The following is a 19204-nucleotide window of genomic DNA, read 5'->3' on the forward strand; positions in this document are numbered from 1 at the left end:
AAAACAAATAATTATTAGAGAAAAAATAATATTTTTCAGCATTATTGCAAAAAAAATAGTATATACTAACTCTAAATTTTCTAAAATCAATTTAAAAAATGAAAATTAAATTTCTTCATTTAAGAAGGTTCTTAAACTGACAATAACTTTCTCAACTGCTTCAGGAGAAGATCCACCTATTACAGTCCTTGATTTTACATTTTCATATGGATCTAGAGCTTTCCTTATTGACTCATCATTTAGATCTAATGATTTACCCATCACTTCATGGGCAACGTTATCTAAAAAGTTTGAATCAATATCATCAAGAGAAACCTTATTCTCAAGAGCTTCTGTAACCATTCGACCAACTATTTTATGGGCTGTTCTAAAAGGCATGTTTTTTTCACGAACCAGTATATCTGCTAACTCAGTTGCAGTTGCAAAATTAGATTTTGCAAGTTCCGCTGCGCGTTCCTTATTAATCTCGACGGTAGTTAACATGCCACGTACCATATCCATCATTTCTTTTGCATTATCAACAGAGTTCCAAAGATGAGGAGTTATTTCCTGCAAATCTCTATTGTAACTGTAAGGTAACGCCTTTAAAATAGTCAAAATAGTCATCAATTCTCCAGTAAGAATTGCACTCTTTCCCCTTGCAATTTCTGCAACATCAGGGTTCTTTTTTTGAGGCATTATGGATGATGTGGATGAATATGCGTATGAAATTTCAACAACTCCAAATTCAAATGTACTCCACAGTATAAGCTCCTCGCAAATTTTACTCATAGTTGAAGCAAGCATTGAAAGAGAAAAGACGGTTTCTGCTATGAAATCTCTTGAACTTACACCATCTATCGAATTTTCCATAATTCTACTAAATCCAAGTAACTCAGTTGTCATTTCCCTATCTATCGGAAAACTGGTAGTAGTCAAGGCTGCAGAACCAAGAGGGTTCATATCCACTCTTTTATATGCATCCATAAGACGTTCATAGTCCCTTCGCAGTGCATTGGCATACGCAAGCAAGTGGTGTGCAAATGTGGTAGGTTGAGCATGCTGCAGGTGAGTATAACCCACAAAAATAGTTTTTTTATGCTCACCAGCCATATTCAGAATTTCTTCAATAAATTTCAGTATATTTAATCCTATTTCTTTAATTTCTTCCTTTAAAACTAATCTAAGATCCGTTGCAACCTGATCATTCCGTGATTTAGCTGTATGCATAAACCCTGCAACTTCCCCAATTTTAGAAGTTACATAGTTTTCCACAGCCATGTGAATATCTTCTACAGAAGGATCAAGGTCAAGAGCCCCAATTCCTTCGTTTCTAAGTTCATTTAGAGCTTTTAATATCTTATCTGCAATTTCAGAAGGTATTATTCCCTGTTTTGCAAGCATTGTTGTATGCGCAGTGTTGAGTTTAATATCAGCTTCGAAAATTCGTTTGTCAAATTCTAAAGAAGAAGTAAAAGATGCAGCTTCATCGCTCATCTTTCCCTTAAGTCGTCCAGATCTTAAATTCAAGAAATGTCACCCTGTTTAATAAATTAAACCCTCGAAAACTGTTAAAATTTTCAATTTTGATGCCGTAGGAAATGTAATTTCCTCGGCCCCGAACATTTCATGTTCGAGGGCAGCAAAAAACCATATGTTTTTTGCATGCTTCGTTTTCGGGGCATGCGAAATCATAGATTTCGCTGTTCAGGAAGCTGTGCTTCCTTCAACGTTAAAAATATAAATTTTTAACAGCCTGCAAAATCTATCGAAATTTTCATAAAAATTTCGATGCATCGAAATCAGAGATTTCGAATGTTTTTATTTTGCGGCATGTAAAAATAAACCCATATTTTTGGGTTTTGAGTGTAGTTTAATATTATTCTTTGTTTTTCCACTGTGTGTAACCGCATTTTCCACATGCGTATCTGTCTCCATGGTCTGCCATGAAAACACCGTGTGAGCATCTTACACACTCAGGGTTTTTTCTAATGAGTTTGTTATCTTTAACTTCGTAAAGGTCACATTTTTTCATTATTTATTCCTCCTCTGCTTCTTCGCCTTCTTGAGGTTCCTGATTTTTAGCTAAAACATGTTTAGTTTCAATTTTGTTTAAATCTTCTTCAGTGCCGTATATCTTTGCATATCCGTCAGCCTTACCTTCTCCAAACTTAGGTAAAACTTTATCAACCACTAAAAGGTTTTTATCTGCATCGAGTAGTGCGACAAGTTTATTTTTAATATCTAAAGTTTTTGGAGTAGCTTCTCCAGCGTATGTGCAGTCAAAGTGTATTTCAGTTCTGTTTAAAAGTGGATTTTCAATTTTTTCTTTAATTTCGATTTCCATTATTTAACCTCCAAAAATATATAATTTTTTTGGGGTTTCAGAAAATACCGTCAAATCTCTCAAAACCATAGGTTTTCGGCAGCACAAATCTTCAATTTGCCGTAGCAAAAACGAAGTTCTTTATATTGCCAAACTTACAGTTTTGACGTATTTTCTTCAACCTCCTTTTTTTCAAAGTGATCCAGCATTTTTTTTGCCATATCCCTTATTTTATCAGCTTCAACAACCACAAGACCTTCTCCAGGTTGCCCATATAAAATTACAGCATTTTCAGGGGCCATTAAAACACAGGGAATCACAGCTAAATCTTCCTCACCATTTACAACTATTAGAACATTAGATTCTTCAGCGGCGGCAAGATGATTAGCTTTTTTGATGGTTTCCCAGAGTTCATCTGTTATTGTCCCTGGAGGGTTATCAACCTTTAAAGTGATTGCATTATACTCAATTTGGTGTTTAGAGATTTCTCTCTCAATTTTATTATCTATAATACCAATTTTGGGTATTATATCTGCATTTAAAATATTATTTGTGGTAGCATCTCCAATTGAGATTATGAAATGATTTTCAAGAAAATCTCGATCTACCTCGCACAAATCAGGGTAAAGTTTACCAAATGGTTTTTTAAAAATTCCCCTACTTTCTTCTTTAAGTACTAACACATTTTAACCTGAATCTTTTATAAAACTATCTGACTCTTAAGGCATATTCACCAGGAAGATTTATGCTGAGTTCCTTTGCAATACCTGAATTTTCTGGATCAAGTACTATCAGAAAACCGCTCCAGTTTTTTGAAGATGGTATATTGCATATAGCACATCTTTCCTCTTCCATCAGCCTATGACATCTTGTACAAGCTTTTGTAACCATTATTTCTTCTTCCTTTTCTCTTTTTCAATCCATTCAGGTCTTCCAAGGCCAGGTTGTCTCATTGTAAGACCGATCTTGGTTTCTTTGGAGGATTTTCCTTTAAGACTTAAAGCTACAATCCTTGCACGGACTTTATCTCCTTCTTCAAGAGTCTTTTTGGATTCTTTTCCAAGTAATGCTCCTCTCTTTGAATCGTAATTTATATAGTCATCAGTAACCTGTGATACGTGTACCAGACCATCCATTGGTCCCATTCTGACAAAGGCTCCGAATTCAGTTATTTCAATAACTTCTCCTTCTACAATTTCCTGTAGCTCTGGCTTGAAAAATAGTGCTGTAAAAGTGACATTATAATATGCTGCACCGTCGCCCATTATAACTCGGCCGATACCTATTTCTTCAATCTCTTTTACTGTAACCATTAAACCAAGCTTTTTGTCAATCATCCCAACATAATTTTCATTTAGAAGTTCAAATGCTATTTCTTCCAGTGGTTCATCAAATAATGTTGGTGGAACTCTTACAGTATCCTCAATTTTTGATATTAAATACAATTAAACTCCCCTTGTACGGTTATTTATTTAATCCATATTTTTATATAATTCTATAGAATGTTTTACAGCTTCAAATGCTTCTTCAGCATGTTCCCATCCTAATACTTCTGTAACTTTTCCTTCAAGAGTTTTATACTCCTTGAAAAAATGTGCAATTTCATCTAAAAGATGACTAGGAATATCATCGATATCATTAATATCTTTATACCTTGGATCATTAACAGGTACTCCTAATATTTTATCATCTTTATCATCACCATCGATCATCCTCATGACTCCAATGGGTCGTGTTTCAATTACACATCCTGGAAAAGTTGGCTGATCCATAAGTACCATAACATCCATTGGATCACCATCATCGTAAAGTGTTTTTGGAATTATTCCGTACTCTGCAGGGTAATGAAATGGAGAGTATAAAACTCTATCCAGTGCAAAGGCTTCCATATCTTTATCATATTCGTATTTATTTCTTGATCCCTTTGGTATTTCAATTACAGCATATATTACTTCTGGAACTGATGGTCCTGGTTCTAAATCCTTCCAAAGATTCATATATTAATCCTCCAAACATTTTCCAAAAAAATTATTATTATAAATGAGTTTAAACATTTTAATATAAAAATATTTAATTTATAAACCTAAATATCCTTCAACTGCCAGATATTTCTTCTGACGTAGATATACAACAGTCAATTCTTTATTTCGTGCCCTTTTCTGAAGTCCACGATCATTTGTACACAACACTTTGGATATTCGAAGTAACGCGTCGTCAACTCGTTCTTTATATTTTAAATCAACATCAATTACATTGATATTAGATGACTCTATTAGTTTAAGGGCAACTGATGCTGCAATTCTGTCTTTTCCCTTTGATCTCTTCTTTATAGTTTCAAGTTCGCGGGTAACAAATGACGGAACCATAAATGTGTAATTTGGTAGAATTCGCTCAAGTTCTGCTAAAATATCAACATGAAATTGAGCGGGTATCATAAAAAATTTGCGTCGAGTACTGCCTCACGTTTATTTGATGATACCATATCCAATTAACCTCCATCTTGCACCAACACGTCGGCTTAAAGCGACTCTCTGGCCAGATTCTGCACAAACAGGTAATTTAAGTTTTACATCCACTTCGTTTTTTCTGGCACTTGTTACGACACCAATTGTTGTTGTTGTTCCAATGTTAATCATGAGTGGTTCTGAAGATTTTATAGGTTCCACTACTCTTTCTTCTTTTGTACCTACTACCCTTTCAAGAAGATGAGTTGCCATTGCGAAATCATGCAGTATTGGTGGAAGTGTCTCTGGTTCTCCTGCAACTGATCCAGATAAAGAATCTGCTTTAGTTAATGCTGGATCTAGTTTAGTACCAACAGCTATAAGGCCCCCGGGCCCTACTTCGTCTACAGCTTTACCTGCTGCAACTAAACCTGTGATTTCAGAGTGTAAGCTCATCCATGAGGTTTTTCCTTTCTTTTTAACCTGAATCCCTGGCTTAATTTCCAGTTTATCCCCTACTTTAAGTTTTCCTTGAGCTAAGGAACCGCCTATAACTCCACCATCTATTTTTGCAGGAATACAACCAGGTTTGTTGATATCAAAAGATCTTGCAACATACATTTTGGCGGGTTTATCGAGTAATCTTTCAGGAGTTTGAATTCTTTCCTGAATAGTTTCAATTAAAATATCTACATTGGCGCCCTGTTGAGCTGATATAGGTATTATAGGTGCATCTTCTGCACAGGTACCCTTTACAAATTCCTTTATTTCATCATAACTTTCTATAGCTCTTTCTTTAGAGACTATATCAATTTTATTTTGGACTACTATGACGTCTTTGACCCCTATAACATCTAAAGCCATAAGGTGTTCTTTTGTTTGCGGTTGAGGACATGGTTCGTTGGCAGCTATTACTAACACTGCTCCATCCATTATCGCTGCACCAGATAACATTGTTGCCATGAGTGTTTCGTGTCCAGGAGAATCTACAAATGACACTTTCCTCAATACTTCAGTTTCTTTACCACAATGTTCACATACAAGGGCTGTGGTATAACATTGAGGTTCTGGACAGTCGGTACACTGTCTAAAGGTTATGTCAGCATAACCTAATCTTATTGAAATTCCTCTTTTTGTTTCTTCACTGTGAGTATCGGTCCATATACCTGATAAGGCCTTTGTAAGTGTAGTTTTACCGTGGTCAACGTGTCCTACGAGCCCTATATTTACTTCAGATTGTACTTTCACAATTACACCTAAATCCTATCTTTCAAGATTAATCTTATTCAGCTTCTTCAGCGCCTAAAAGTTCATCTATACTTTTACTGCCTTTTTCTGTGACAATTGTATTAATTTGAACTATATTATCAGATATTGTGTTTCCACGGAGCGTTTTTCTTCTTCTCTGTCCAGCTCTTTTTGGTTCAAATCCAAGGCCGCCTGATAAGAGACTTCTTATTTTTCTCTGTCCGTCAACATCTTTTCTCATAGGGAAGCCATTTTTATCGCTTCCACCGGTTATTTTAAGTTTGTAACCATCTAAACCGACTAAAGAAGCATCTATTTCTTCGCCAATTTTTAAGCCGTTTAATTTTTTTGATTGTGCTGCATCAACTTCTACTTGATGACTCTTTGCGCCTTCTGAAATGACTAATTTAAATGCCAAATTAATCTCCTCCAATTTTTAATTCTATTAGTCCACTACGAATATTTAAAGTATTACATTCCCCAATGAGGATTGTCCTTCCTTTTTATATCCAGTATTTCATTTAATATTTCAAATTCATCCTCAGTAAGTTTGTTTTTAAGCTCAGACACAAGGATCTTATAGTGATTTTCAGGTATATCCACATAAAGGACATCCCCTTCATCAAAGTCCTTACCAAAAATTGCATCTTTTATGCTCATAGCAACTTTTTGCCCTTTGGATGCTGATTTTAAATTTTTTCCTTTATCCTGCATGCCTTCTACTTTTCCAACTCGTGCCCCATCTCCTCTAATTAAGCCATGATCCTGCTTAACTGTACCCGATAAGACTTCAATACCCGCTATTGCAGGTTTACTATTCCTGAATATTAATTTAGGAATTATTCTAATTTTAGCTGGTTTTATTATAGCATCAAGCCATGCTTTTTTCTTTCTTTCTTCTGCAGCTTTTATCCATTCATCATAATCTTCTATCAATTGATAAATGATATTTGAGGAAAATAGCTTAATTTCAGAAGCTTTTATTTCTTCAGCTGCAGAAGGTAAAACTTTAACATTGAAAGCAATGATAACTCCATAAAGAGGATCTTCATTTTTAACAATTGAAGCATCTACTACGTCTCTTCTAGAAATATCTCCAATATCTGCAGCTCTTATTGGAATTTTCATGTCTTTAAGCAGATTCACAAGTGCTTCAAGTGAACCAAGTGTATCTGCCTTTACAACAATTCCAAGATCATCAGTATCTATCTTTATGTCTTCAATTTCTTTTAAAATTTCTTCTTTAACATGCTCAAAATCGCCCCTTGCAACACGCAGAGGTGATCCTGCCACTGCATTTTCAATGTTCGGAGCCACAATTTTAATACCCGCAGCTGCAACAACTTCCTCGATCTTTTTAAACCGCTTTTTAGCTTCTCTTATCTCTTCAAGAGGATTTGGTTTTAAAAGAGATCTTATACGAGTAGTTATAACATCATTTAATGTCATGATGGCAATGGTATCATCTTTTTTCAGTATACCGTCGTAGATTACAGCATCTATGGTTACTCCGAGGCCAACTTCCTCTTTCACCTCAAGAATAGTTCCTTTTGCAGGAGCATCTTCTTCTATTTTGAGCTGTTCTTTTAGATACTGTTGAGCAAGTCCCATGAGCATAGCTAAAAGTTCAGGTACTCCTTCACCTGTTTTTGCACTTATAGGAACAATACTTATTTGTTTTGCAAAGTTGCTGATCCTATCAAATCTTTCAGATTCAAAGCCTTCTTCATGTAAAATTCCAACTAGTTCATAGACACGGGTATCTAATTTTTCCTGTACACTTTGAGGTTGTTTAGGAAAAGTTTCTAAAAAAGGAGCCCTCTCATGTGTTTGCCATCCATATATTTTATCCATTTTATTTGCTGCAACAATAAATGGGGTTTTATACATCTTAAGAATATTTAAAGCTTCATAAGTTTGTGGTTTAAATCCTTCATTTAAATCCACAATCAGTATGGCCACATCAGCAAGCGCCCCTCCTCTTTTACGAAGAGTTGTAAATGCCTCGTGTCCAGGAGTATCCACAAAGAAAAGCCCTGGAAGAGTCTCTTTGATGCCCAATTTTTTGAGAAATTCACCACCAATGTTTTCAACAACTTCTATTGGTACCTCTGTTGCTCCTATATGCTGAGTTATTCCCCCAGCTTCCTTTTGAGCAATTATACTACCTCTTATAAAATCTAAGAGTGTGGTTTTTCCGTGATCCACGTGTCCAAGCACTGAAACTATTGGTGATCTAATTTTCAATTTTGACCTTCCTAAAATTAAAGATAATAAAAATTTATTCGTATATCAAACTTTCATCAGGTAGAGCATATTCATTGATTTCAGAATCATTGAAAAATAATGCAATTTCCCTTTTTGCAGATGCTGGGGAGTCTGAAGCATGAATTATGTTTCTACCAGTATCAAGGGCATAATCCCCTCTTATAGTTCCAAGATCTGCTTCTTTTGGATTTGTAGCTCCAACCATTTTCCTGATAAGGCTTATACAATCATCGCCTTCAATTACCATTGCAAGAACTGGTGCTGATGTAATATAACTTACAAGATCATTAAAGAATGGTTTTTCTTTGTGTTCTCCATAGTGTTCTTTTGCAAGTTCTTCAGAAATATTCATCATTTTTACAGCTACAAGTTTAAGACCGCGTTCTTCGAACCTGGTTAAAACTGTTCCCATGAGCCTTCTAAGTACCGCATCAGGTTTAAGCATTACAAAACTTCTTTCCATCATTGTTTAACCCACTTAACCTTTCTTGGGACTCTTCCTAATTTAATCCTATTTTTTTCACATTTGCTGCTGCAGAAAAAAAACACAGTTCCGTCTTTTCTGACGTACATTTTTCCAGTACCTTGCTGTATTTCCTCTCCACAGAATGAACATGTTGCCATATCAAACACCTTCCAAATTATGGAGTACGGATCTCTTTAGCTTCTCTTATTGTATCGAGTAACATTAAGATGTCGCCTTCCCTTATAGGCCCCATAATATTTCTTGTTAATATTCTTCCTTTGTCTCTTCCTTCAAGTATCCTACATTTTACCTGCATGACCTCTCCAGTCATACCAGTTCTTTTAAGAACCTCAATTACTTCAGCAGGAGTTGCTTCTGCCATATAATCACCCTGAAATTATTAAAGTGAGAAAGGCTGTTGCCTTTTAAAAAGCTGTTACCTTTCTTAAAAAATCTATGATTTTTTGTGTTCAGAAAATGCTACGCATTTTCTTCAACCTCAAAAACTTTGTTTTTGGGTTCGGAAAACTACGTTTTCCTCAACTTAAAAAAAGTTAAATTATTTTTTGAGTTCTTCGACTTTTTCAACAACTTCGTTGACTAAATCTTCAGCTTCACCTGCATCGGTTATGACTGCAGATGCAGTACCAACATTTAAACCTGCTGCTTCTCCTAATTCATCCTTAGTTGGGATGTATACGTAAGGAGTTTCTTTTTCTTCAGCAAGGACAGGTAAGTGTGCTGCTATTTCTGGAGGATCGATATCCTCTGCTATAATTACTAATAACGCACTGCCTCTTTCTATGGCCTTGGTTACTTCGTTTGTTCCTTTTCCGACTTTACCGGTGTCTCTTGCAATTTCTAAAGCTTCAGCAGCTTTATCAGCTATTTCTTGTGGTACATCAAATTTCACATATATTGCTTTTGCCATGTAATTTACCTCCTTTTTCATCTGGTTTTTATACCATCCATCGGCATGATCTTAATTTCAACTTTTGTATATATAAAAGTTTTTGCCAAATAGGATTTCAAAGCTTTGATATTATGCTTAAAATAGTAAAATTTTAAAGCACTCAAAAACCTGTGGTTTTTGATACCTCAAAATCTTTGATTTTTTATGTTTAAAATCGTAAGACTTTAAAGCTTGCAAAATTTCTAATTTTGCATGTTTACGAAATGAAGTTTCGTAACCGCAAAACGAAGCAGGCAAAAAACCTACGGTTTTTTGTTGCGCCAAAATTATAAATTTTGACAGTTTTGCATGCCCCCGAAAAAATTTAAAAATTTTTTCGACAGCTTATAAAATGTAGTTTCAATCTAAAATAGTTTTAATTAAAAAACATTAGAAGAACTAGTATATAATAGATATAAGATCATCACTTATATACTTTGTTGTACTCCTATATAACAAAATAACCAGATAGAATATTAGTTTTAGAAGAAAATAAACCATTAAATCAAGTTAAATTCAATAACCAATATTATCAAAAAATATCTTCAAGTTTAAATTAGAATACTAGTTTTTCAAAACCAAAATCATATCCCATTATACAAACGCTCTCCAAGAGAAGATGGTAATTTTTCATCCCCAATAGCCGCAGCAACTTTATCTATATCATATTTAATTCTATAAATCTTAACTTCTTTAGCAGGTACATCTAAAAAAGCAAATGATGCTCTACTATCACCATCTCGCGGTTGGCCAACACTTCCAGGATTAAAAACAAGTTTATTTCCAAATTTTTTTATAAAAGGCACATGAGTATGACCCATTATCAAAATATCTACATTTTCAGATTCAAGAAAAGATTTTAACGTAGAATCAGGAGTAGATGGAAAAATATATTCACTTATTGGATCTCTGGGACTGCCATGAACCATTATAATATTTAGATTATCTATTTTAATCTGGATTTTACGTTTTAAATTACGTAAGAATTCAATATTTTTATCTTTTATAACTTTCCTTGTCCAATCCATTGCCTCTTTTGCATAAGGATTAAATCCACTTACATCTCCAGTTACACATGCAAGATCATGGTTTCCAGTTACAGAAATAGCTTTTAGTTGCCTAAGTTTTTCAATACATTCATTAGGTTGGGCGTAATATCCAACAATATCTCCACAGCACATGATCCTGTCAGAATCTATCTTTTCAAGTACCGTTTCGAGAGCATCTAAATTGCTATGTATGTCAGAAATAACAGGTAAAATCATAGAGAAATTAATAAAAAATAACGGCTAATATAATATAAAAAACAAATAAAGAAAATGGTTAAAAGGATTATAACCTTTTAACAGCTAATTCGACATCTGATGCTTTGACGGTTTTCCTTCCAGCGTGTTTTGCGAGTTTAACAGCTTCTGAAGCTATTACTTCTCCTTTTTCTTCTAAAGCTTTAGCTAAAGCTTCCCTTGCGTCGTCACTAACTCTTTCCGCACCAGCGTTTTTTATTATTCTTCCAATTGGAGCAATTGGTAATTCAGCCATAAACAATCACCTCATTTTTATTTGTTATTATAAAGTGTTCGAATACTCCTATATATATTTATCGTTTTTTTCTATGATTATTTGAAAATCCATATGGTTTTTGGCCAGTTGAAGTCGATCCATATGATAACTGGTCACCACAATTTAAACCATATGATTTTTTGACCTACTTAACCAAATTATATGATACTTGCTCATGGAAACATAAACACTATGATTTTGAGTGTACCAAAAAAGAATCCGCGAAAAAGATAAGTTAAATTTAGTTAAAAAAAAAGCTGTGGGGAAATTAATTATCCCTGGCTTAAAATACGAGAAAGCTCATTAATATCCGCGTCAATTTCAACAGGTTTTACACATGCATCTATAGCAGTATTAGGGTCTTTTAATAGATGTCCAGTTACAATACACACTACCTGCTCATTTTTATCCACTTCGCCATTTTCTACAAGCTTTTTAAGGCCTGCAATGGACGCTGCAGATGCCGGCTCTACCCCAATTCCCTCGGTTCTTGCAAGTAATTTCTGAGCGCTTAAAATCTCTTCATCAGTTACAGTTTCTGCAAAACCATTAGATTCATTTATTGCTCGAATAGCTTTTAAAGCACTTACAGGTGCACCTATACGTATTGCAGTTGCAATAGTTTCAGGATTTTCAAAAGGAACAATATCTTTTTTATTTTCACGTATTGCCCTGACGATTGGCGCTGCACCTTCAGCCTGAATTCCAGTCATCATTGGCAGGTCTTCCATAAATCCTGCCCTGTGGAATTCATTAATCCCTTTCCATATGGCGGAGATGTTACCCGCATTTCCAACCGGCAAAATAATCCTATCTGGCGATTTCCATCCAAGATCATCCACAATTTCAAATCCAATTGATTTTTGCCCTTCTAATCTAAATGGATTTACTGAATTTAAAAGATACAATTTACCTTCAAGTGCGAGTGCGGTTACAGTTTCCAGGGCTTCATCAAAGTTACCTCTAATCGATAGAACTTCAGCACCGTGGAACATGGCCTGAGCAAGTTTTCCAAGAGCCACTTTTCCAGAAGGTAAGAGCACTACACATCTTAATCCAGCTCTTGCTGCATAAGCTGCAAGAGATGCAGATGTATTCCCAGTAGATGCACATCCAACAGTGCTTACTCCAAGTTCCATGGCTTTTGTTATTCCAACACTCATTCCCCTATCTTTAAAACTTCCAGTTGGATTTGAGCCTTCTACTTTAACGTAAAGTTCTACGCCAAGTTCTTCACCAAGCTTATCACATTTACAAAATGGAGTTCCCCCTTCTTCAAGGGTTACAATTCTAGCTGGATCTACAGGCATGAATTCCTTATATTTCCACATAGTAGATTTTCTACAATTAAAAACATCTTTCGAAACGTCAGGTTCACATGTGACTTCCAATATTGAGCCGCATTCTTTACAGGTGTATATTATTTCACCTAAATCGTATTCTGCTCCGCAAGTTATACATTTTATCATAAATAGCCTCCAATGGGTTTGACCATTTTAGTCTGATTAAAGTAATAAAAACAACATATTACACAATCTATAATTGAGTATAAAATTTCTAATTCTTAAATATTCCCATGGTATAAATAAACAATGAAAAAATGCATAATTAATTAGTACTTTTTTTAATTTCACTGTTTTCTAAACTTAATTAAAATTTTCTCCATTAATCTAATCTCTTTTATGTATTCACTTCCATTTTGTGAGTATCTCGTCCCTGCTGAAAGTGGCCTTACTTATGTAAAATAAAGCTGCATCAATAATGAAGAGGGTTACTGATATTAAAAATAGTGTGGTAATGCTAAGTGATATGGTATTTGCTACAATTAAGAAGTACACACCCATAAATGGTATAAACAAAAGAAATGCAAGTTGATTTGCAGTTCTCACATCATTAACCCTTGAAGATATAATAACATTTAGTTGAATGCTTAAAATAGATGAAAGAGGAACTGCCAAGAGCAGAATAAACACCATACTCCAATTAGGGAAGAAAAGATAACCAATAATATTATACGTGAATGCATCTATAAGCACCATGAAAATAATAGAACTGACATATATCACACAAATACATGGAAGGAATGAAGCTATGGTCTTTCCAAACAAAAGTTCAGCGTCAGTTGTGGGCGTTGCCAGAAGCGGTTCTAAACTTTTCTCAATTTTTTCGCCTAAAATACTGTACGATGCAAGGGTACTTGGAATGATATAAGCTAGTATAACATAGAAATATGAAAATGCATTCATCAATATTATAATTTCATCTGTCGGAGCATCAGGCCTAATCATAAACTGGATAACCAGAGGTAAGCCAATTGACATTAAGAGAGGAACAACTATCAAAGAGTATATAATACGTTTCTTTCTACGGAATATGCTGAAGTCCTTGGTTGCTATGACCCATGATTTCCAGAGCTGCATTTAATCTCCCCTCACAAATTTCAGGTAAGCATCTTCCAGAGTTGGACTTAGCTTGGTAACATATTGAACCTGACCGCCAGCGCCCACCACTGCATCTACAACGATCGGATTCTCTTTTTCAGGATTAACTAGATCAATAATTAGCTTATTATTATCTGTTATGATATTTTTTAGCGGTAATTTATCTAATGCTCTTAGAATTTTATCAGTTATCTGTTCTAATTGAATTACTGTTTTATTTCCCCAAACTGATTCTTCTAATTTTTCAGGAGTATCTATTACCATCAGTTTAGTGTTGAATATTCCAATTTTGTCACATGTTCGCTGCGCTTCATCAAGATTATGGGTATTTATGAAGATAGTTTTCTTCTCCTTTTTCAGCTCAAGTATGAAATCCCTGACCGTCTTTGATGACTCAGGGTCTAAATTTGCCGTTGGCTCGTCCAGGAATAATATCTCAGGATCATGGATAAGGGCACGTGCTATAGCCAGTTTTTGTTTCATTCCTTTAGAAAATGTCCCAACTGCCGCTTCTCTTTTATCCCAAAGTCCTAACATCTTAAGAAAATGTTTAATGTTTTCTTTTCTTTGATTCTCTGTGCATTCGTATAATTTCCCATAAAAATCAAGGTTCTTATAAGCAGTTAAGTCATCATACAAACTCACATTTTCAGGAAGCAGACCAATAATCTTCCTGATCTTCAAGGAATCCGCATCATCATTTATATCATAACCTGCTATCCTGGCATCCCCACTGGTTTTTGATATAAGGCAGCTGAGCATCCTCATTGTAGTAGTTTTTCCCGCACCATTTGGCCCTAGGAAACCAAAAATCTCTCCTTGATCAACATGCAAGGTAAGATTATCTACCGCAGTAAACGTGCCAAACTTCTTTGTAAGATTTTCCGCATCGATCAAAGTGCATCATCTCAATTTTATTTTTAAATGGATTTTTAACCATCAAAAATAAGAATATATGAATTTTTATGCAACTTATATTATGTAACCAATTTGAAGTCTTCTTTTGATATATTTTTCTATTTTAGTCTTATATTCAGATAGTCCTTTAGAAAAGATCATTGAGTAACAGTTCAGCAGATCCTAAACTCCATAAAAAAGTTAAGATATAAAATTAGTCCAATATGCATTAAATTATGCCTTTAACATAAGATGCCCATGCAATGGTAAAATTAGCCTCAATGATTGCTGCAATAAAGATTAGTACTGCTGCAATTATAAATAGGACCAGAGATTCTTTAAATTCATCATAATTTATGTTTAATATCTGCCCTATTTGGTCTCCTACTGGCATGTACTTTTTCATATGGGTCAGATCACTTATAATATGAATAACACAGCTTGCAAGCCTGAAACCAGCTGCACCTGCTATGATAATACCTGCAATCTCAAACACGCCGTGAGGGAGAGTATAAAGTATGAAGTCACCAATAACAAACTTTGAAGCGACATATCCAATAAAAAGTCCATTAAATACTAAATAAACCAGTGAAACTACACCAAATATAATTCCCCCAGCATAGATAAAAAATGCAATTTTAATATTATTTGCAAATATAGAAAGCGTGGTAAGTTTTATCTGACCGTTATTTACGCCTTCTTTAAGAGATTTCAAAGTACCTGACAAGAGATGATCCATTACTCCTGATAAAAAATAGCCTGCAAACATAGACGCGAAAAATATGAATGCTGATGCTATCAAGAACATTTCGTTTCGTTTATATAAACCAGTAAAAAATCCATGATGTCTCTCTTCTTTTGAAAATCTTTTTTCTAACATTTGGGTTCCCTATCCAGTATTTTTTGAGCTTTTTCCTTCGCTTCTTCCCTTTTACACGAGAATTCTTCAAAGAAATTTTTCATCATGCTTGCTGCATTCTTCTTACACTCACCACACATAATGCTGCCGTTTTTACATGATTCACGTAGCTCTTCAAGTTTTTTCTCGGATGGCTCCAGGTGATATACTAACAATTCAAAAATAGTACAGTCCTCTGGAACTCCACCTAACTTACGCTGTTCCTCTAAACTTTCTCTACCACCAGATTTAGCTGATTTAACCTTTTTTTCTACTTCTTTAGGTGAATCGCTTAAAAATATGGCTGATTTAGGTTTACTGCTTGACATCTTATCTCCAGTAAGTCCTGTCATAAACCTGTGATAAGTCGAGGAAGGGGATATAAAGTTAAATTTACCTTTAAATCGTTCTGCAATGTCTCTTGTAAGTCTTATATGAGGATCCTGATCTGGCCCTACAGGTACTACAGTTGGCTTTGGACCGCCACATTCTTCAGTTTGAGGGAGAAGAATGTCTGCAACCTGAATCAGTGGCGCATACATATGAGCAATATTGGTGCTCCCTGAAAAGCCATAAATAGCCCTCATTTCATTAAAATTAACCTTTTTTGACAAAATATATGCAAGATCTCCAAGATTACGATTTTCTGACTGGAGATATACGTTTACATTTTCTTTTTCAAGATCCAAACCTAGAGCTATATAATTTGTGATATACTCATAAATTGCAAGTTCTCGTGAGGCTTCAAAATCAATTCCCCTCGCAGAATAAGCCTCCATATCTGCTATAGGGATGTAAATATCTGCCCCTTTTTCTTGATACCATATAAGTTGATCCACGATCATCTTATGGCCTATATGCATTTTTCCACTAGGCATCATCCCACTTACAACAGCAAAATCCTTTCCTTCCCTCATTGCTTTAAGTATCCTTCCATAATCTCTCTGTCCAAAAATTATGTTCCTCTGCATTAATGAATGAGGATTATTTATCTCTTCTTTTAAATTCCCAAAGGGTTTAATTCCAAACTGTTTTGTAAGTTTTTCATAATCGATGACTGCTGAACTCCATGGATCTATCAATTGATCACCTAATTAAATTGAATATTAGTATTTAATAATTTATTTTCATTTTATACATGAATAATAAAATTTGCATAGTCATATAATATTATAACTCCTTTTATAAAAACATCACTGGAAATAGTTATGGCTTCTATTCTACAATTTCAAGCACTCTAATTAAATTAAATATCATCCAGCTATACTTTTATAATAATGAATATGGTTATAATTCACTTTATAAAAATCACTGGGAAATTGGTTTATGTTTGTCCATTCTACAATTCAACGTATCTCTAAACATGTAATTTTATAACTATACACTTATCACAAATAAATAAAAGTTGTGGTTATCATTTTAAAAAAATATCACAAGAAAACTTATGGTCTTGTCCATTCCACATTATAATAAGTAATATCGTTTTCTTCGTCAACCACAGCAAATAAAAGCTTTTTATTAACTCCATGAGCTACTCTTACATAACTTGAAAAATCAGATATCCGTATTTCATAATCTTCTGATGCTACTTTTACAAGAAAATCTGAGTGACCATCTCCAGGAGATTTCCCTCGCTCATAAAGCCTAAACTCAGAGCCGTATTTAAAACCTGTCTTTACAACGTAGCCCCTGTTTCGAAGATCCCTGAAAACTATATATTTTGAGAATAGATCTTCTTTACGGATTATTTGAAACATTTCATCAAGTGGTACTTCTTTACCGTCCCTTAAAATGATTATTCTTTCATTTTCAGCCAGGTAAAGTGCCTCAATTAGTGAAAGCTGCAATCCTTCTTCACTCATGTTTCCATAATGACTTTTCTCGTGAAGTTTTGTCCCTTTTTTGTCTTTAATTATGACTACATCTTCGGATAGCTCTGCATCCATTTTTTTCACCTGATAAGTCCATTAAGAAGATTATTCAATTGTAGCATGTCTTCTCTTTAGATCAATTTCTTTTTTACCGAGACGAGCCATAAACTCAGCTATAAGCCCATCAAGAAATAGATGAGTACTGTCTTCAAAAAGAGTTCCCATAGGAGTTAAATCATCATACTGCCCCTTTAAAACATTTGAGGTATAATGTTTCCATGGTTCCTTAGTTTTACTGTCTATGTTTATTATAATATCCAGACTTTCAGTTAAGGTAGATTCCATATTTCCAGTTATCCCAATAACTTTAGCATTGGCTTCTTTTGCTGCTTTCCCCGCAAGTGTAACTGTTTTAGTTTCTCCAGAACCAGATATGGCTATTAAAGAATCCACATCCCTAATTGCAGGAGTTGTAACATCCCCAACCACATAAACTGTAAATCCAAGGTGCATCAACCTCATTGCAAACATTTTTCCCACTAATTCGGACCTTCCAGTACCTACAATAAATACACTGTCTGAATTTACAATTGTATCTATCATCTTAGAAACTTGTTCTTCATCGATTCTTTCTATAACTTTGAGTGCGTGTGTTGTTATTTCTTTAGCTGTTTTTTTTACGTATTCCATCTTTATTCCCTGTTTAATTTTAGTTATTACTATTAAATCCAAGTATTTTACCTGCCAACCTGCAAGCATCTATTTGTTGGTTGATCAGGAATACCTGAATTAAAGTCCAGTTATTTAAAACCTGCCAACTGCAAAAATCTATAATTTTTCAAGCCGTCAAAAAATCGAAGATTGTGACGCATTAAAATCAAAGATTTTGCGCCAAAATCGGAGATTTCAAGCGGTTGATCAAAAACACCGGACTAAAGCCCAGTTATCCGTAACCCGGCTAATTTAATTTTATTTCTAATATTAAGATTTATAAGCAATGGAGTTATCTTTTCAACAATTCTTGCATTTTCAAGAGGACCGCAGTCTAAAGATCTTACATTTGGAATCTTTTCTGCAAGTGCCATTACTTCTTTCCTAGCTTTTTCATCATCACTAGATATAAGGCAGTCACAGTCCACATCATCTTTAATGTTTAATAAACTTGCAGCACTTATATTGTTAAAAGCAGAAACTACCTTTGCATCTGTGTCTTCAAGTAATTCAGCAGTTCTCTCAGCTGCAGAACCCTGCCATACATCAACATATCGTGTTGGCCTGCCTCCTAAACAGCCGTCCAGTGGAACTGTTGCATCAATGACTATTTTATCTCCGATATATTCCTTTATGCTTCTAAGGGTTACTATTTGAGCTTGTAAAGGCACAGTTAACAATATAATGTCACCTTCTTTTGCTGCATCCACATTAGTTGAACCGCGGATATTTGAAACTTCTCCGTCTTCCAACATTTCTTTTACTATATCTACAGCATTTTCTGCCTTTTTTGCATCTCTTGACCCGATTATAATGTCTTCGCCTGCTTTTACAAACCTTAACGCTAAACCAAGCCCTTGATCTCCTGTTCCACCTATTATTGCAATTTTCATAAAAAAATCTCCCATTTACCTAAATTTACACCTAAAAAAGGGATATTTGTTTTTATGTTTATATTTTATAAAACCTTTTTCTAAATAATCGATTTTTAGATACAATTACTTAAAAAATATAATACTTCGATTTAACTTATTTAAATGCAGAAATCAATGTCAACTGGAGATATAAAACTATTCTATTATAGCTGAAATTAAATCAAATAATATCAAGAAGTAACTTAAATTTATTTTAAGATCAAAGATT

The 19204-nt window shown here is 34.4% G+C and carries 25 protein-coding genes; all 25 read right to left on the reverse strand.

Features of this window, described 5'->3' with window-relative positions; genetic code table 11:
- Window positions 1-105: 105 nt before the first annotated feature.
- The 25 genes from argH to npdG all read right to left on the reverse strand — a co-directional run bounded on the left by argH (window position 106) and on the right by npdG (window position 18954).
- Window positions 106-1509 carry an argininosuccinate lyase gene (gene argH / locus AAGU07_RS04630; RefSeq protein WP_342458000.1) on the reverse strand — a complete coding sequence of 468 codons (1404 nt, stop codon included), beginning with the start codon at window positions 1507-1509 and terminating at the stop codon, window positions 106-108.
- A gap of 349 nt (window positions 1510-1858) precedes the next feature.
- Window positions 1859-2014 carry a 30S ribosomal protein S27ae gene (locus AAGU07_RS04635; RefSeq protein WP_069582929.1) on the reverse strand — a complete coding sequence of 52 codons (156 nt, stop codon included), beginning with the start codon at window positions 2012-2014 and terminating at the stop codon, window positions 1859-1861.
- A gap of 3 nt (window positions 2015-2017) precedes the next feature.
- On the reverse strand, window positions 2018-2326 hold the full coding sequence (locus AAGU07_RS04640) for a 30S ribosomal protein S24e (protein ID WP_069582930.1): 309 nt from the start codon (window positions 2324-2326) through the stop codon (window positions 2018-2020).
- A 134-nt stretch (window positions 2327-2460) separates the two neighbouring features.
- Window positions 2461-2988 (reverse strand): DUF359 domain-containing protein, encoded by a 528-nt coding sequence (locus tag AAGU07_RS04645; RefSeq protein ID WP_342458001.1) that lies wholly within the window; start codon window positions 2986-2988, stop codon window positions 2461-2463.
- Between the two features lie 25 nt (window positions 2989-3013).
- Entirely contained in the window at window positions 3014-3196 is a 183-nt protein-coding gene (spt4, locus tag AAGU07_RS04650) for a transcription elongation factor subunit Spt4 (RefSeq protein ID WP_342458002.1), read from the reverse strand.
- Window positions 3196-3741: a DNA-directed RNA polymerase gene (locus AAGU07_RS04655; RefSeq protein ID WP_176720190.1), complete on the reverse strand. Its 546-nt coding sequence runs from the start codon at window positions 3739-3741 to the stop codon at window positions 3196-3198. The genes spt4 and AAGU07_RS04655 overlap by 1 nt, the downstream gene beginning before the upstream one ends.
- Window positions 3742-3777: 36 nt before the next feature.
- Window positions 3778-4302: an inorganic diphosphatase gene (locus AAGU07_RS04660; RefSeq protein WP_048080050.1), complete on the reverse strand. Its 525-nt coding sequence runs from the start codon at window positions 4300-4302 to the stop codon at window positions 3778-3780.
- Window positions 4303-4380: 78 nt separating this feature from the next.
- Window positions 4381-4740 carry a PIN domain-containing protein gene (locus AAGU07_RS04665; protein WP_069582934.1) on the reverse strand — a complete coding sequence of 120 codons (360 nt, stop codon included), beginning with the start codon at window positions 4738-4740 and terminating at the stop codon, window positions 4381-4383.
- A 30-nt stretch (window positions 4741-4770) separates the two neighbouring features.
- The gene (gene eif2g, locus AAGU07_RS04670) at window positions 4771-5997 is read right to left on the reverse strand and encodes a translation initiation factor IF-2 subunit gamma (RefSeq protein ID WP_342458003.1); all 1227 of its coding nucleotides are present in this window, start codon (window positions 5995-5997) and stop codon (window positions 4771-4773) included.
- Between the two features lie 34 nt (window positions 5998-6031).
- On the reverse strand, window positions 6032-6415 hold the full coding sequence (locus AAGU07_RS04675) for a 30S ribosomal protein S6e (protein ID WP_069582936.1): 384 nt from the start codon (window positions 6413-6415) through the stop codon (window positions 6032-6034).
- A 53-nt stretch (window positions 6416-6468) separates the two neighbouring features.
- Window positions 6469-8244, reverse strand: a complete 1776-nt coding sequence (gene infB, locus AAGU07_RS04680) for a translation initiation factor IF-2 (protein ID WP_342458004.1) — start codon at window positions 8242-8244, stop codon at window positions 6469-6471.
- Between the two features lie 34 nt (window positions 8245-8278).
- On the reverse strand, window positions 8279-8731 hold the full coding sequence (ndk, locus tag AAGU07_RS04685) for a nucleoside-diphosphate kinase (RefSeq protein ID WP_069582938.1): 453 nt from the start codon (window positions 8729-8731) through the stop codon (window positions 8279-8281).
- The gene (locus tag AAGU07_RS04690) at window positions 8728-8889 is read right to left on the reverse strand and encodes a 50S ribosomal protein L24e (RefSeq protein WP_342458005.1); all 162 of its coding nucleotides are present in this window, start codon (window positions 8887-8889) and stop codon (window positions 8728-8730) included. Before AAGU07_RS04690 ends, ndk begins: the two co-directional genes overlap by 4 nt.
- Before the next feature lie 17 nt (window positions 8890-8906).
- A complete protein-coding gene (locus AAGU07_RS04695; RefSeq protein ID WP_048080057.1) occupies window positions 8907-9113 on the reverse strand; it encodes a 30S ribosomal protein S28e in 207 nt (68 codons plus the stop codon).
- A gap of 177 nt (window positions 9114-9290) precedes the next feature.
- Entirely contained in the window at window positions 9291-9662 is a 372-nt protein-coding gene (gene rpl7ae, locus AAGU07_RS04700; protein WP_342458006.1) for a 50S ribosomal protein L7Ae, read from the reverse strand.
- A gap of 605 nt (window positions 9663-10267) precedes the next feature.
- Window positions 10268-10948, reverse strand: a complete 681-nt coding sequence (locus tag AAGU07_RS04705) for a YfcE family phosphodiesterase (RefSeq protein ID WP_342458007.1) — start codon at window positions 10946-10948, stop codon at window positions 10268-10270.
- 67 nt (window positions 10949-11015) lie between these two features.
- On the reverse strand, window positions 11016-11222 hold the full coding sequence (gene hfoB / locus AAGU07_RS04710; RefSeq protein ID WP_048080060.1) for a histone HfoB: 207 nt from the start codon (window positions 11220-11222) through the stop codon (window positions 11016-11018).
- 293 nt (window positions 11223-11515) lie between these two features.
- Complete coding sequence (gene thrC / locus AAGU07_RS04715) at window positions 11516-12712, reverse strand: threonine synthase (RefSeq protein ID WP_069582939.1); 1197 nt, start codon at window positions 12710-12712, stop codon at window positions 11516-11518.
- A gap of 219 nt (window positions 12713-12931) precedes the next feature.
- Window positions 12932-13663 carry an ABC transporter permease subunit gene (locus tag AAGU07_RS04720; protein WP_342458008.1) on the reverse strand — a complete coding sequence of 244 codons (732 nt, stop codon included), beginning with the start codon at window positions 13661-13663 and terminating at the stop codon, window positions 12932-12934.
- Entirely contained in the window at window positions 13664-14581 is a 918-nt protein-coding gene (locus AAGU07_RS04725) for an ABC transporter ATP-binding protein (protein WP_342458009.1), read from the reverse strand.
- A gap of 229 nt (window positions 14582-14810) precedes the next feature.
- Window positions 14811-15461 carry a stage II sporulation protein M gene (locus tag AAGU07_RS04730; RefSeq protein ID WP_342458010.1) on the reverse strand — a complete coding sequence of 217 codons (651 nt, stop codon included), beginning with the start codon at window positions 15459-15461 and terminating at the stop codon, window positions 14811-14813.
- Window positions 15455-16561 (reverse strand): tryptophan--tRNA ligase, encoded by a 1107-nt coding sequence (locus AAGU07_RS04735; protein WP_342458011.1) that lies wholly within the window; start codon window positions 16559-16561, stop codon window positions 15455-15457. Before AAGU07_RS04735 ends, AAGU07_RS04730 begins: the two co-directional genes overlap by 7 nt.
- Before the next feature lie 360 nt (window positions 16562-16921).
- Window positions 16922-17425: a tRNA-intron lyase gene (gene endA, locus AAGU07_RS04740; protein ID WP_342458012.1), complete on the reverse strand. Its 504-nt coding sequence runs from the start codon at window positions 17423-17425 to the stop codon at window positions 16922-16924.
- A 30-nt stretch (window positions 17426-17455) separates the two neighbouring features.
- The gene (gene hxlB, locus AAGU07_RS04745; RefSeq protein WP_069582945.1) at window positions 17456-18040 is read right to left on the reverse strand and encodes a 6-phospho-3-hexuloisomerase; all 585 of its coding nucleotides are present in this window, start codon (window positions 18038-18040) and stop codon (window positions 17456-17458) included.
- Between the two features lie 242 nt (window positions 18041-18282).
- Entirely contained in the window at window positions 18283-18954 is a 672-nt protein-coding gene (npdG, locus tag AAGU07_RS04750; protein WP_342458013.1) for an NADPH-dependent F420 reductase, read from the reverse strand.
- Between the last annotated feature and the right edge of the window lie 250 nt (window positions 18955-19204).

It is taken from the genome of Methanobacterium sp., assembly GCF_038562635.1.
Lineage (GTDB): Archaea > Methanobacteriota > Methanobacteria > Methanobacteriales > Methanobacteriaceae > Methanobacterium_D.

Coding starts and splice junctions, on each gene's coding strand:
- AAGU07_RS04635 (WP_069582929.1), bottom strand. CDS start 2,014: ATGAAAAAATGTGACCTTTACGAAGTTAAAGATAACAAACTCATTAGA.
- AAGU07_RS04640 (WP_069582930.1), bottom strand. CDS start 2,326: ATGGAAATCGAAATTAAAGAAAAAATTGAAAATCCACTTTTAAACAGA.
- spt4 (WP_342458002.1), bottom strand. CDS start 3,196: ATGGTTACAAAAGCTTGTACAAGATGTCATAGGCTGATGGAAGAGGAA.
- AAGU07_RS04660 (WP_048080050.1), bottom strand. CDS start 4,302: ATGAATCTTTGGAAGGATTTAGAACCAGGACCATCAGTTCCAGAAGTA.
- AAGU07_RS04665 (WP_069582934.1), bottom strand. CDS start 4,740: ATGATACCCGCTCAATTTCATGTTGATATTTTAGCAGAACTTGAGCGA.
- ndk (WP_069582938.1), bottom strand. CDS start 8,731: ATGATGGAAAGAAGTTTTGTAATGCTTAAACCTGATGCGGTACTTAGA.
- AAGU07_RS04690 (WP_342458005.1), bottom strand. CDS start 8,889: ATGGCAACATGTTCATTCTGTGGAGAGGAAATACAGCAAGGTACTGGA.
- AAGU07_RS04695 (WP_048080057.1), bottom strand. CDS start 9,113: ATGGCAGAAGCAACTCCTGCTGAAGTAATTGAGGTTCTTAAAAGAACT.
- rpl7ae (WP_342458006.1), bottom strand. CDS start 9,662: ATGGCAAAAGCAATATATGTGAAATTTGATGTACCACAAGAAATAGCT.
- AAGU07_RS04705 (WP_342458007.1), bottom strand. CDS start 10,948: ATGATTTTACCTGTTATTTCTGACATACATAGCAATTTAGATGCTCTC.
- hfoB (WP_048080060.1), bottom strand. CDS start 11,222: ATGGCTGAATTACCAATTGCTCCAATTGGAAGAATAATAAAAAACGCT.
- thrC (WP_069582939.1), bottom strand. CDS start 12,712: ATGATAAAATGTATAACTTGCGGAGCAGAATACGATTTAGGTGAAATA.
- AAGU07_RS04720 (WP_342458008.1), bottom strand. CDS start 13,663: ATGCAGCTCTGGAAATCATGGGTCATAGCAACCAAGGACTTCAGCATA.
- AAGU07_RS04730 (WP_342458010.1), bottom strand. CDS start 15,461: ATGTTAGAAAAAAGATTTTCAAAAGAAGAGAGACATCATGGATTTTTT.
- endA (WP_342458012.1), bottom strand. CDS start 17,425: ATGGATGCAGAGCTATCCGAAGATGTAGTCATAATTAAAGACAAAAAA.
- hxlB (WP_069582945.1), bottom strand. CDS start 18,040: ATGGAATACGTAAAAAAAACAGCTAAAGAAATAACAACACACGCACTC.
- npdG (WP_342458013.1), bottom strand. CDS start 18,954: ATGAAAATTGCAATAATAGGTGGAACAGGAGATCAAGGGCTTGGTTTA.